Source organism: Flavobacteriales bacterium, from assembly GCA_013001705.1.
Taxonomy (GTDB): Bacteria; Bacteroidota; Bacteroidia; order Flavobacteriales_D; family JABDKJ01; genus JABDLZ01.
The window spans coordinates 1-13671 of record JABDLZ010000145.1; the positions used below are offsets into that span (position 1 = coordinate 1).

Sequence of the window (13671 nt, forward strand, 5' to 3'; positions counted from 1 at the left end):
CAGAAACTGATGACACAATTGGGTAAAGAGCAGGAGATCCTGATGAACATTGCTGATATGGCGATTGCTACCTACAATGCGGAATCGGTGCTTCTACGTGTAAAGAAACTTCTCAAGACACACTCTGAAGAGGATCTGAAGGAGAAGATCGCTATGGCCAGATTGTATATCTACGAGGCCTCTGAGATAGTCAGAAGATCAGGACGTGAAGCGATCATGAGCTTTGCCGATGGCGATGAACTGCGAATGATGCTATTGGGTATCAAGCGATTCAGCAAGACCCAGCCTTTTAATGTGAAAGAAGCACAACAGACCGTGGCGCAGGCCATCATTACGGCTGACGAGTATTGTTTCTGATACATCCAATAAGCCAAGAAGAAAAAGATCCTCTACTCACTCAGAATGACATCTACTTGATAATAAGGTCATTCTGAGTGAGCAGAGGATCTCTGCTTAGGCAACAAAACAAACAGATGTGCTTTCAAAATTCTTAGGACCGGCTCAGTGAAGGGCCGGTCTTATCATATGTCATTAGATGGCCTTTAGGATACTGAAAAGGGATAGGATGAATAATAGCACCAGGGTGAACCGTATCGTTCTAATGGTAGGACAGATATCCATTCTTTCCACACGCACTTTGGCTTCGTTCCTCATTCTTCGGGGTAGGTTGTTGGGTCTCATTTTTCTCTCTAGCTTATGGTACTCTCTACTATTTGTCGCGTAAATAAGATATATGCTAAGCATAATATATCGCAAGTTTTTTCGACCAAAGCTTCATTTAAGCCTACGACCGGTTTTTCCTTGGCCTTTATGCTAGGCATGCATTATTTATCCCAGGTATAACAGGCCAAAAGTCCTTCGTGGTCGGTATTGCCCAGCGCGTACTCCTGATTCCCCATCTCTGATGCCATTACAAGTCCCACGTATCAGAAAGAGCTGTCTGGTATACTTTCTGAATAAGTGGCATCAATGGATATTCCGAAAGAGAACAAGGATATGGTACGGAGACTTGCTAGTTTGATCATGTTATGCTTTGGGTTCACCCTTACGCTTCACGCACAGGAACGAGAAGTGCCGGAGCCTCCTATGGATATAGATGATGGATCAGCAATAACAATGGTCGATGCTGACACCCCTAATGAAGTAAATACCGAAGTCGATTATCGGATACTTGTGGACAATGATATGGAGCCCACCCAGATACAGACGACCAGGATTGAAGATTTGGATCGGTGGACCATGCGTGCAATGAAACGCATCCATGAGGAACACCCCGCATCTAGTTCATCCTATCAAGCTGAGGTAGAACGCATCTTATCCAACAGGGATGACCGGCTTGGCGACATCCTTTCACCTGCACAGTACCACATCTATGTGGACTCTCTGCGCAGGCACCATGCCCATGATGAAGGACATTACTCCCATGACATCGCACTTCCCACTCTTGAAAGCAGTCACTACAGGGACAGAGCATGGATAGAAGACCAAGAAGAACGTTGAATACGAGACATACAAAGCTGTCGAGGCCATGACCTCGACCGTTCATAGCACCTGACTCGATCAGGTAGAAAGGAGCCACCGTGATCATGGTGGCCTCTTTTTTTTCACATTTCCTATGCTATGCATACAGAACATTCAGAGGGCCTATAAACACTCGCAAAACGCTGGAATCCTTGCTAAGCCTAACAGTTCTAGGTTGATAAGCAATTTCAGAATAGTCTGAAAAGAGGCCGATTTGGGTCCATTTTCGTCTACGACTAGGCAACCGTTTGTTGAAAACCCCGTCTTTTCAACAGATCGTGCAACAAGAACACGCTACGATTCGAAAAACAAAATTATTCGCGCTATGGATTTTATCAATGCAATCATCGAGTTCCTCCAAGCCACATTTGGCGGAGGACTGTGGGTTCTGATCCCATTCTTGGCCTTCATCGGGATCGTTGCCCAGATGAGACTTTACGCTAAGGCCAATCAACCCGCCCTTTCAGCCATCGTGCCGATATGGAACTTCGTGGTATTCATGAAGGTCATCGGACGTCCTATTTGGCATGTCGCCTATATGATCCTGCCATTGGTCGGGATTTTCGGTGCACTGTTCTTGGATTATAAAGAGCTGATCGCCTTTAGTAATGGTGAGGTAGGGTTTTCTGCAGTTTCCATGTCTCTGCCCGTTCTGACACTGAGCACCTTGGTGTTCGCGGTCTTTATGGTATGGGCACACATCGATCTGTGCAATTCCTTCGGCCGAAGGACGGTCTTCGACTACTTCTTGGTGGTCGTTCTAAATGTACTCTACGTTCTGAACCTCGGACTCAGTTATGAGATAGAATACGAAGGTCCGGCATACGGAAGATCAGGTTTTCATTCTGGTTCAGAAGCAGAGGCCTTTGCTTAAAAGCAGGCACCCTTAACGGACATTATTACGCTTTGTTCAGATCGGTCGGGTTACCTGGCCGATCTTTTTTATGCCTCCTCTAGAAAGACCCTGGCCTTATTCAAAGCTGAGGCTATGCCCTCCGGTTTCTTGCCTCCGGCCGTGGCCAAGAAAGGCTGACCTCCCCCACCTCCTTCGATCTCTTTGGCCCAATCCCTGATCAATTGACCTGCATTCCAGCCTTTTTCTTTCACAAGGTTCTCAGTCATGGCGACCGTTAGACCGGCTTTTGGACCATCTGCATAGCCGAAGACCATGAAGATACTCTGTGTAGAATCCTTGAGTCTGAACACGAGGTCCTTAACAGCTTTTGCATCCAATGGGACCTCTCTGACCAAAGCAGGAACTCCATTCACCTCACTGATCTGGCTCTTCAATTCCTTGAAAAGCCCTTCGACCTTCAGACTGTTCAATTCCTCTATCTCCTTCGTAAGAGCTTGATTCTTATGTATCAAGTCCTGGATCGCCTTCGTGAGATCCGGATTTTTGAGAAGCTCTTTGGCCTCAGCCACTGTGTCCTCCGCCTGATGCATTACAGCGAGCGCAGCCTGCGCGGTCTTGGCCTCGATCCTGCGTATTCCGGCAGCCACAGAGGTCTCCTGGGTGATCTTGAAGAGACCGATGGTACCTGTACTGGACACATGAGTGCCCCCACAGAGTTCCATACTCTCCCCAAAGCGTATGGCACGCACGGTATCGCCATACTTCTCCCCGAATAGGGCCAATGCGCCTTGGTCCAGTGCTTCTTGGAGAGGGATGTTCCGCTTCTCATCCAGATGGTCATCCTGCATGATGAGTTCATTTACCCGCACTTCGATATCCCGTACTTGCTCATCTTCCACCTTGGAGAAATGTGAGAAATCAAAACGCAGATAGTCCGGATGGACCAATGAACCCTTCTGCTGGACGTGGTCACCGAGTATTTCCCGCAGTGCCTTGTGCAGTAGATGTGTGACCGAGTGATTGCGCTCAGTTCGCTGGCGCTTCTCAGCATCCACTCGGGCTTTGTAATCAGAACCTACATCCTTGGGAAGGGATTCCGCAAAATGGATAATGAGGTTATTCTCTTTCTTGGTATCGAGGATGCGTACCACCTCTCCGTCCCTTTCGAGGGTGCCGGTATCTCCCACCTGCCCACCACCTTCTGGATAGAAAGGCGTATAGTTGAATACCAATTGATAGATGGTCTTCCCCTTCTGCTCGACCTCCCTGTAACGGGTCAAGTGCACATCGGCCTCCAGTTGGTCATAGCCCACGAATTCTTCGACATCATCTTCCTTGACCACTACCCAATCACCTGTGACAGAGGTGGCATCCTTTCGTGAGCGGGCCTTCTGTTTCTCCAACTCGGCCTTGAACCCCTCTTCGTCCAGGTCCAGACCTTGCTCTCGTAGAATGAGTGCAGTGAGGTCGACCGGAAAGCCGTAGGTGTCATAGAGCTCGAATATCTTCTCCCCGGGAATGACCTTCTCACCACCTGAGGTGATAGTCTCTAGACGCTCCATACCCCGGCTCAGTGTGCGTAAGAAGGATTCTTCTTCTTCCTTTATCACCTTGGAGATCAATTCTTCCTGTGATTTCAATTCCGTGAAATGCTCCCCCATCTGAGTCACCAACACGGCAACGAGTTCATGGATGAAGGGCTCTCTCATCTCCAAGAAGCTATAGGCATAGCGGACAGCTCTGCGCAAGATCCTACGGATGACATAGCCCGCTCCAGTATTGGACGGCAATTGCCCATCAGCGATCGAGAAACTGACCGCTCTAACGTGGTCCGCAATGACACGGAGAGCGATATCTACCTGAGAGTCACTTGCCTGATACTTCTTGCCACTGCGCTTCTCGATAGCTTGGATGAGTGGCTGGAAGATGTCGGTGTCGTAGTTGGAAGTTTTCCCTTGCAGCACCGTGGCCAGGCGCTCGAATCCCATCCCTGTATCAATATGCTTGTGTGGGAGTGGATGTAGGCTGGAATCGGCCTTCCGGTTGAATTCCATGAATACGAGATTCCATATCTCGATAACGCGCGGATCGTCCAAATTCACCAATGTGGCCCCGTCCACCTGTTTTCTTTCTGCCTCTGACCGTAGATCGATATGTATCTCCGAGCAGGGCCCACAGGGACCCGTCTCTCCCATCTCCCAGAAATTGTCCTTCCTATCGAAATCCAAGATGCGCTGATTGGGGACATGTTTCTGCCAGAACGTTCGGGCCTCTTGATCTGCTTCCAGACCGTCCTTTTCATCACCACCGAAGACGGTGATATAGAGACGCTCCTTCTCGATACCATAGACATCCGTCAGGAGTTCCCAAGCCCAATCGATGGCCTCCTCTTTGAAATAATCCCCAAAGGACCAATTGCCCAACATCTCGAACATGGTATGGTGGTAGGTGTCTACACCTACTTCTTCCAAGTCGTTGTGCTTTCCGGATACCCGTAGGCACTTCTGTGAATTGGCCACCCGTGGATGCTTGGGTTCTGAATTCCCAAGGAAGATGTCCTTGAACTGATTCATCCCGGCATTGGTGAACATCAAGGTAGGGTCATCTTGTATCACCATAGGTGCAGAATCCACGATTCTATGTGTGCGAGACTTCATGAAATCTAGGAAAGCCTGTCGGATATCAGCACTTTTCATACAGGGGTCAGTTCTTTTGTTAAAAAAGCTTAAAGCACTGATTTACAGACACTTCAAGCAAATGACTAGATTGCAAAAATAGATTATTCGACCTATATTCGTGGCCGCTGATGACCAAGACGCGATATAGATACAACCCGGAGACCCTCAATTATGAGCGGGTCCAGGTGACTTGGAAGGACCATCTGAAGAAGGTTCTATCGATATTCATCAGCGGTCTGTTCTTCGCTGGTATCATCCTTTTTGTCGCCTACACCTACTTCGATTCTCCCAAAGAGATCGCACTGAAACGTGAGAATCAACAACTCATGGATCAGTATAGACAACTCAATGCCCGTTTGGACAAGTTGACTGCCGTGATGAGTGATATGGAGCATAGGGATGACAATATCTATCGCGTGATCTTCGAGGCGGAGCCTATCGACAAGAACAAACGACTATCGGGTATCGGAGGTGTGAATCGCTACAGACACCTGGAAGGATATGATTTCAGTGAACTGACCATCGAGACCAACCGTAGATTGGATGAGCTTTCCAAGCGCATGGTCGTGCAGAGCGAGTCTTTGGATGAGATCGTGGATCTGGCCAAGAACAAAGAGGATATGCTACGCAGCATACCGGCTATACAACCCGTTGCCAACAAGGACCTCACCCGTATGGCATCTGGTTATGGCATGCGTATCGACCCGCACTACAAAGTACCCAAGATGCATCAGGGCATGGACTTCACTGCTCCACGGGGTACTCCCATCTATGCTACCGGTGATGGTGTGGTCAAACGAGCAGATAACAAGTCCAGTGGCTACGGCAATCACATCCGTATAGACCATGGATATGGGTACGTGACGCTCTATGCACATATGAGCAAGTACAATGTGCGCCCGGGTCAGAAGGTGAAGCGAGGGGATGTGATCGGTTTTGTAGGCAACACCGGTAAATCCAAGGGACCGCACCTGCACTATGAAGTACGGCTGAATGGAGACCCTATCAATCCGGTCAACTTCTATTTCAACGATATCACTGCTGAGGAGTATGCCCGCATGATCGAGATGGCGGAGAATTCCAATCAATCCTTGGATTGAGGAACACAGGCATCCTACGAGTCCAACAATCCCATCATTCCTGTTGACCGATTTCCATCCATATGCCGGTCGGTATCCATCTGAGCGTACCTTTGTGGCTTAATTTCAGAGATGAGTATATCCAAGGTATCTTTCAACACCAAGGACCGACCTGAATTCTACCGGACCTTGAACCAACGGGTCAACGCGTATTTCAAAGAAAACGACCTGTCCAAACATGCGGATGGGAACATGAAATTCAAGACAGCATTCATGCTGGTCCTGTATACGGTCCCGCTTGTGTTGATGCTCACTGGGGCAGTCACGGGGTTATGGCCTATCATGGTCATGTGGGCATTGATGGGACTGGGTATGTCTGGCATCGGCCTGTCTATCATGCACGATGCAAATCATCGCTCCTATTCCAAGAATCCCAAAGTGAACGATGCATTGGGTTTCCTCCTGAATTACATCGGTGGGTACCACATCAACTGGAAGATCCAGCACAACGTACTTCACCATTCCTTCACCAATATAGAAGGGCATGATGAGGATATAGAGACCATCATCATGCGCCAGGCTCCCGGTCAAGAGCGGAAGTACCTCCACCGTTTCCAGGCCTTCTATGCGCCCTTCTTCTATGGTCTGATGACCTTTTATTGGTTGGTCAGTAAGGATTTCGAGCAATTGGTACGCTACAATAAGATGGGCTTGCTTGCCGGTCAGAACCTCACTTTCCGCAAGGCTCTGACCCAGGTGATCATCTATAAGGTGTTGTATATAGCCTTGACCTTGGTTTTGCCCATCATCCTGGTAGACCTCCCTTGGTGGCAGACCTTGCTCGGTTTCCTCATGATGCAATACATCAGCGGACTGATCCTAGCTCTCGTCTTTCAGCCGGCCCACGTCATCGAGGAGACGGAATTCTATACCCCGTCAGATACGGGCAGCGTGGAGAATAACTGGGCTATCCATCAGTTGATGACCACGGCCAATTATGCCAGAGGAAATCGGGCTTTGTCCTGGTTCATTGGTGGATTGAATTATCAGATCGAGCATCACCTCTTCCCGACCATCTGTCACGTGCACTATCGGAATATCTCGCCCATTGTACAACAGACGGCTGAAGAGTATGGCATCCCATATCAGGAACATCGTTCCTTCTACTCGGCCCTAAAGAGTCACTTCAGTCTATTGCACAGTCTGGGTACGGGTAGATATGATCAGGAGATGGCGCTGACTTAGGCCTTTATAAACGCCAGCTCACGCCAATCTTTCCACCGGCCAAGGCACTTCCTCCACCAAGTTCCAGATTGATGGCCGTTTTGGAATTGAAGAAATAACGCCCACCGATGAATAGGTTCAGATCGAGGTCATCCCCTTTTCGATAGCTGTAGTAGAACACTCCAGCTCCAGCATAGACATCGAATTCACTGGGCGCATCTAAGACCCGATCAGCATACCATTGGGTGAAGAATCCGGCACCGAATGCATTCCCGTCCAGACCTTCATCCGGACCATCCGTATCCAGTGAGACCGATGCACCTACACCCAGATTGAAGTCTCCTCTGAATTCCCAGTCATAGCTACCATATACCGGAATTCCCCATCCGTGAAATCCCAAGCCTAGATTGAAGTGATCCCCATTGACCTGACTCCTGGCCGTGGTAAAGGAGGCTAGCAGAGCAACTAGTATGACGATTCTGTACATAGTATTCGATTTTATGGATCAAAAGTAGAACGAATGATCGCTCATAAGCTTGTCCCGGCAATAGCACGCACATCATCGAATTTTAAAAAACCTAACTTTGACTGACATGCCTTATCGTGAAAAGGCCATAGAGAAGCTTTACTATTCCATCTCAGAAGTCGCTCAGATGTTCGAGGTCAATAATTCATTGATCCGATTCTGGGAGAAGGAGTTCGATATCATCAAGCCCAAAAAGAATAAGAAGGGCAATCGGATGTTCACCAAACAGGACATCGAGAATATCCGATTGATCTATCATCTGGTGAAAGAACGGGGTTTCACCCTGCAAGGCGCGCAACAGAAACTCAAAGAGAACCGCTCCGATACAGTGGACCAGGTAGAGGTCATCGACCGCTTGAATAAAGTGCGCGGATTCCTAATCGACCTGCGCGACAAGGTCAGCTGATCAAGGGTAGATCAGATATTTCTCTCGGATCTGTTGGAAGGCTTCCAAGTCCTCATTCCAGGTCGTTCTGATATCCTCTACGCTCTCACCCGCGATCAACTGCTTTCTCAGCGCATCAGTACCGGCCAGTTTGTCAAAGAATTCAGGAGCCGAAAAGAATGCATCCACTTTGTCTTTAAGAAAGTCATGGTAGCCATATAAGTAGCTTATCTCCAATTCCTGCTGTTCGTATACGGCTTCGGAAGCTCCTTCTCCCAGCATCTGTCCATAGCATTGCTCTCCCTCTAACTTGGGATACTTGGAGCCCTTATTAGGCTTTGGTACGAATGTGTAGGAACCTGGAGCAAAGCCCGGATGGCCGATGATCTCGAATGGATGGTCGGTGCCTCGTCCTACGCTGACTACCGTCCCTTCGAAAAAGCACAGTGAAGGATAGAGACGGATACTGGCCTGAGAAGGCAGGTTGGGCGAAGGCGGAATGGGTAGGATGTACTCTTCATCCCGCTGGTAATCCGAACACTCGACCACTGTGAGCTGACATTTCACTCCATCTTTGAGCCATCCTTCTCCATGAATCATCTGGGCATATTCCCCTATGGTCATGCCATAGACCACCGGCACGGGATGCATCCCCACGAATGATCTGAATTCTGGTTTCAATACAGGGCCATCCACATAATGGGCGTGCGGATTGGGACGGTCCAGGACTATCACAGGGATATCCTGTTCAGCACAGCTCTCCATGACATAATGCAAGGTGCTGATGTAGGTATAGAAGCGCACTCCCACATCCTGGATGTCAAAAAGGACGACATCAACATCACGCAAAGAGGCTTCACTTGGTTTCTTAGAATCTCCATGAAGGGAATAGATGGCCAGTCCGGTCTGTGCATCCTTCTCATCTGCGATGTGCGCTCCTGCATCTTGATCACCCCTGAATCCATGCTCGGGTGCATAAACATGGGAAATGTCAACACCTAGGCTTAGCAGGGTATCCACCAGATGGGTATTCTCGACCATGGACGTGTGATTGGCCACGATAGCTACACGCTTTTCCTGTATCATGGGAAGGTATTCTGACAGGCGATCAGCGCCTACTTCGAGCCTATCGATCAGCGTCTCGGCCTCGATGGTAGGATGCCCTTCGATGATGACCGTTTCTGTACTCACCCCTAGGCAAGAAATAAGGATCAAGGGCAGTATCCAGCTAACGCTATTTTTGACACATATCATCACAGCAGGTATTGTTCGAGAGATTCATAGCAGATCGCATGCAAAAAGGCACGGGCCGTTACTCCCGTCCGATCGTCAGCATTGCGATTTTAGGGATAATCCTCGGAGTAGCGGTGATGATCCTCAGTGCAAGCATCGTCAGAGGTTTCCGTACGGAGATACGTGATAAGGTGGTGGGGTTCAATGCCCACTTGCAGATCACCGATGTGGCTTCGGGCATGGGTACCGAGGATAAACGCGTGGAGATCCGTCAGAACTTCTTGGCCGATATCGCATCGATGGAAGGTGTGGAAATGATCAGACCATTTCTGGCACGGCCGACCATCTTGGAGAGCAAGGAAGGTATAGAAGGGGTCATTGCAAAGGGTATCGATCGTGAGGCCGTTCCTGATTTCTTGAAGTGGCGATTGGCAGACGGTCGGATGCCCGACCTCCCAGAGGGTGGTCCCGGCCAGGAAATGCTTGTTTCTGCCGTTACGGCCCGCGCCTTGGATGTGGAAGTAGGTGATAGACTGAGTTTGTATTTCATAAAAAGTGATTCGGATTTCTCCATCCGTAGATTGACAGTCTCCGGTATCTATCAGACCGATCTGGAGGAATTCGATGCTCAGTACATCTACATGGATATACGCCATCTGCAGCGCTTGAGCCATTGGGGACTGGAGATACAGGCATTGGCTCTAGATAGTTGCGATGCAGATGGGCAGTATCTCGAAGCCCGGTCCTTCGGGGTAGAGTCTGAACACTTCTTCTCTTGGAGCACGGGAGCAAGCGGAGCCGGACCCTTTCCCATCTGTTCAGAGTCAGGCGAAACAGCCCACATCGTTCTAGGCGATAATAAACAGACCATCCGCGATACCGCCTTCATTCATTTCACGCCTAATGTCTCACTGGCTTGTGATTGTCCCTATGAGGTGGACACCATCGTCACCAGCGGAGGAAGCGGGAAATACTATGTGGGAGGTTTCGAGGTATTCGTATCAGACTTCGACCAGTTGTCTACTTTGAAGAAGTCCATCCAGCGCACCACTGGACCCTTCTTTTACACCAGCGACATCGTTGAGCGAACGCCAGAGATATTCTCCTGGCTGGAAATACTGGATGTCAATATCTATATCATTATCACCCTGATGATCGGTGTGGCCATTTTCAACATGTCCTCGGCACTTCTCATATTGATCATCGAGAGGAGCAATATGATCGGAATACTCAAGGCATTGGGCTCGGAGAATTGGAGCATCCGTAAGATATTCATCCGTCATGCCGGCAAATTGATCCTGACCGGCCTGCTCTGGGGAAATCTGCTCGGTCTCGGATTGGCTCTGGCACAGCAACACTTCCAATTCATCAAACTCAGTGCGGAGACCTATTACCTCAATCGAGTGCCCATATTGCTCCACTGGACGGATATCCTCCTGATCGATCTAGGCACATTGACCATCTGTCTCTTGGCCATGCTCATCCCATCTTACTTCATCACACGTATCACTCCGGTCAAAGCCATTCGCTTCGACTGATCGTCCTACTTTTGCGCCCGCATGGACATCAAGAACAATATCCTCGAGACCATAGGGAACACTCCGCTGATACGTCTCAACAAGATCGCTGAAGACATCCCTTGTGCCGTTCTGGCCAAAGTGGAGTACTTCAACCCAGGACATTCCGTCAAAGACCGCATGGCCCTGGCCATGATAGAAGGTGCCGAGCGTGAGGGCAAGATCAAAGAAGGAGGCACTGTGATAGAATGCACTTCTGGAAATACGGGAATGGGACTCGCTCTGGCCTGTATCGTCAAGGGCTACAAGCTTATATGCACGACCAGCGATAAGCAATCCAAGGAGAAGGTGGATGTACTCAAGGCCATGGGAGCCGAAGTGATCGTATGCCCGACCAATGTGGCCCCGGATGACCCGCAGAGTTACTATTCGGTAGCGGAGGCAAAAAGTAAGGAGATTCCCAATTCATTCTGGGTCAATCAATACGACAATCCCTACAATACCGTGGGGCATTATGAGACCACCGGGCCTGAGATCTGGGAACAGACCGATGGGAAGATCACTCACTTCGTAGTTGGTGTAGGAACTGGTGGAACCATCTCAGGGGTGGGGAAATACCTGAAAGAGAAGAATCCGGATATCAAGCTCTGGGGAGCCGACACCTATGGTTCTGTTTTCAAGAAGTATCATGAGACCGGTGAGTTCGATGAAGCGGAGATCTATCCGTACATCACCGAAGGCATCGGAGAGGATATCCTTCCCAAGAATGTCAACTTCGACATCATCGATCGGTTTGAAAAGGTCACTGACAAGGATGGTGTATTGATCACTCGTGAATTGGCATTAAAAGAAGGCCTCTTCCTCGGGAATTCTGCGGGAAGTGCATTTGGGGTGATTCGCCAGCTGAAGGATGAGCTCAAGCCGGATGATGTGGTGGTGGTCCTCTTCCATGACCATGGCTCACGTTATGTGGGTAAGGTCTTCAATGATGATTGGGTGAGGGAAAATGGGTTTATAGATTGAGGACATTCAAGATCCTGAGATGAAGAAATTCTGAAATATCGCAATGCCAGAATTTCGAGATCAGTTCCTATGCGCATCATCTCAACCGTCCCTTCGCTCACCGAACTCCTATCCTATCTCGGACTGGATGACGCAATCATCGGTATCACCAAATTCTGCATCCATCCAGAACATATATACCGCAGCAAGGAGCGTATTGGGGGCACCAAAACACTCAATGTCGATAGGATCATCGAACTGGCTCCCGACCTCATTATTGCCAATAAGGAAGAGAACGAAAAGAGCCAGATAGAGGCCTTGCAAGCACACTGTGATGTAGTGCTGACCGACATATCCGACCTCGACACAGCACTTGATGCCATACTATCGATCGGTCTGCGGACAGACACAGAGCAGAAAGCCCAGGATCTGTGCGATCAGATACGGACGCGCTTTGATTCACTTAGGCCGAAGAGCAGAAAAGAAGTGCTTTACCTCATCTGGAAAGACCCGTACATGAGCATCGGGCACGATACCTTCATCCATGATATGCTCGATCGCTGTGGATTTGATTCAGTGACTGGTCACTTGACCCGATATCCCGAAGTGAGATCCAGCGAATTCGATCCAGAGATCATCCTTCTCTCTTCTGAACCCTTTCCGTTCAAGGAAAAACACATCAATGAAATCAAAGAAGCTTGGCCACAGGCCGAGGTCGAACTGGTGGATGGAGAGTATTTCTCTTGGTATGGATCCATGATGCTGGGCGCGGTGGAGTATTTTGAATCACTCCTAGATGAGTAGTTCAATCCTCTTGAGCCTCTTCTTCTAAAAAGACAAACACATCTTCATTGTCCCGCTTCATGTAGTGCTGCTCGCGGGCAAACTTCTCCAATGCTGCTTCATCGGTAGTGAGTTCTGTGATGGCCTGCTGGGTCTCGATGATCTCTTGCTCGAGATATTCCTTCTGCTGCTCGAGGTCATTCACCTTGGACTTGTATTTAGCCAAGGTGAAGAGGTCAGTCTCCTCCAAGAAGAGCAGGTAGACAAAGAGTCCAAGGATGACCAGGACATATCTGTTCTTGAGGTATTTGAGCATGAACTCCTTCACGATGATAAAAGTAGAACGAGGGTCAGGGACTTGGATTGTGAATTCGATCGGTTATGCACACGAATCGGTTGACTGGTAGTTCTGACCTGAAAGGCGAATTATATCACCTTAGAATTCAGGAGACCGGTCCTGAGGACTGGACTACGCAGTCATTGTTATCAAAGTCAATTACACACCCCTACTCGCCAAATAGATACTGGTCTTATCTAGATGCCTCCTCTATTCAGAACTCGCTTCCTCTTTCAATAGGGGAGTATGACGTGCATGTAAGGTGAAGGGGAGTGTTCTTCAAAACTAGACGACCACTAGCTTCTCCAATCCGACCTTGGTCTTGAAGGAGCCGAACATTACCACCGCTTCCGAACCCTTGAGCTCAATGACCTCACCTCGCTGATTGCTCTTCTCCAAGCGCACGGTCGACCCTACTTTGACGGGCTTCTTGACCTTGTTCTTCCGTCTGCGCTCGCGCTCCTTGCGCGCTCGACTCTTAGCTGCGGATTTCTCCTTCCGGTCTTTGAGCTTGCGGGCCTCTTCTAACT

The 13671-nt window shown here is 49.1% G+C and carries 14 protein-coding genes; 9 read left to right on the forward strand and 5 right to left on the reverse strand.

Features of this window, described 5'->3' with window-relative positions; all coding sequences use genetic code 11:
* The 3 genes from HKN79_05980 to HKN79_05990 all read left to right on the forward strand — a co-directional run.
* The coding region (locus HKN79_05980) for an acyl-CoA dehydrogenase (GenBank protein ID NNC83106.1) at positions 1–357 on the forward strand (357 nt) is incomplete at its 5' end.
* A 612-nt stretch (positions 358–969) separates the two neighbouring features.
* Positions 970–1500 carry a hypothetical protein gene (locus HKN79_05985; protein ID NNC83107.1) on the forward strand — a complete coding sequence of 177 codons (531 nt, stop codon included), beginning with the start codon at positions 970–972 and terminating at the stop codon, positions 1498–1500.
* Positions 1501–1846: 346 nt separating this feature from the next.
* Positions 1847–2395 carry a hypothetical protein gene (locus HKN79_05990; GenBank protein ID NNC83108.1) on the forward strand — a complete coding sequence of 183 codons (549 nt, stop codon included), beginning with the start codon at positions 1847–1849 and terminating at the stop codon, positions 2393–2395.
* Between the two features lie 68 nt (positions 2396–2463).
* On the opposite strand, the gene alaS is transcribed toward HKN79_05990, so the two are convergent.
* Positions 2464–5073, reverse strand: coding sequence for an alanine--tRNA ligase (alaS, locus tag HKN79_05995; protein NNC83109.1), 2610 nt, complete (start codon positions 5071–5073; stop codon positions 2464–2466).
* Positions 5074–5183: 110 nt separating this feature from the next.
* Here alaS and HKN79_06000 point away from each other — a divergent pair, with 110 nt between their 5' ends.
* Together HKN79_06000 and HKN79_06005 are read left to right on the forward strand one after the other, a co-directional pair.
* Positions 5184–6155, forward strand: coding sequence for a M23 family metallopeptidase (locus tag HKN79_06000; protein ID NNC83110.1), 972 nt, complete (start codon positions 5184–5186; stop codon positions 6153–6155).
* Positions 6156–6266: 111 nt separating this feature from the next.
* On the forward strand, positions 6267–7379 hold the full coding sequence (locus HKN79_06005) for an acyl-CoA desaturase (protein NNC83111.1): 1113 nt from the start codon (positions 6267–6269) through the stop codon (positions 7377–7379).
* A 4-nt stretch (positions 7380–7383) separates the two neighbouring features.
* Here the strand turns inward: HKN79_06005 and HKN79_06010 are convergent, their stop codons facing one another.
* A complete protein-coding gene (locus tag HKN79_06010; GenBank protein NNC83112.1) occupies positions 7384–7845 on the reverse strand; it encodes a hypothetical protein in 462 nt (153 codons plus the stop codon).
* 106 nt (positions 7846–7951) lie between these two features.
* Here HKN79_06010 and HKN79_06015 point away from each other — a divergent pair, with 106 nt between their 5' ends.
* On the forward strand, positions 7952–8290 hold the full coding sequence (locus tag HKN79_06015; GenBank protein NNC83113.1) for a MerR family transcriptional regulator: 339 nt from the start codon (positions 7952–7954) through the stop codon (positions 8288–8290).
* Here HKN79_06015 and HKN79_06020 read toward each other — a convergent pair whose 3' ends face one another.
* Entirely contained in the window at positions 8291–9523 is a 1233-nt protein-coding gene (locus HKN79_06020) for a DUF1343 domain-containing protein (protein ID NNC83114.1), read from the reverse strand.
* A gap of 38 nt (positions 9524–9561) precedes the next feature.
* On the opposite strand from HKN79_06020, the gene HKN79_06025 reads away from it, so the two are divergent.
* The 3 genes from HKN79_06025 to HKN79_06035 all read left to right on the forward strand — a co-directional run bounded on the left by HKN79_06025 (position 9562) and on the right by HKN79_06035 (position 12825).
* A complete protein-coding gene (locus HKN79_06025) occupies positions 9562–11040 on the forward strand; it encodes an ABC transporter permease (GenBank protein ID NNC83115.1) in 1479 nt (492 codons plus the stop codon).
* 21 nt (positions 11041–11061) lie between these two features.
* Positions 11062–12042: a cysteine synthase family protein gene (locus tag HKN79_06030; GenBank protein NNC83116.1), complete on the forward strand. Its 981-nt coding sequence runs from the start codon at positions 11062–11064 to the stop codon at positions 12040–12042.
* Between the two features lie 69 nt (positions 12043–12111).
* Positions 12112–12825, forward strand: a complete 714-nt coding sequence (locus tag HKN79_06035) for an ABC transporter substrate-binding protein (protein NNC83117.1) — start codon at positions 12112–12114, stop codon at positions 12823–12825.
* A 1-nt stretch (position 12826) separates the two neighbouring features.
* Here the strand turns inward: HKN79_06035 and HKN79_06040 are convergent, their stop codons facing one another.
* Both HKN79_06040 and HKN79_06045 read right to left on the reverse strand, forming a co-directional pair.
* Positions 12827–13132, reverse strand: coding sequence for a septum formation initiator family protein (locus HKN79_06040; GenBank protein NNC83118.1), 306 nt, complete (start codon positions 13130–13132; stop codon positions 12827–12829).
* 294 nt (positions 13133–13426) lie between these two features.
* Positions 13427–13671, reverse strand: a 245-nt coding sequence (locus HKN79_06045; protein NNC83119.1) for a DNA mismatch repair protein MutS, incomplete at its 5' end; no start/stop codon positions are given.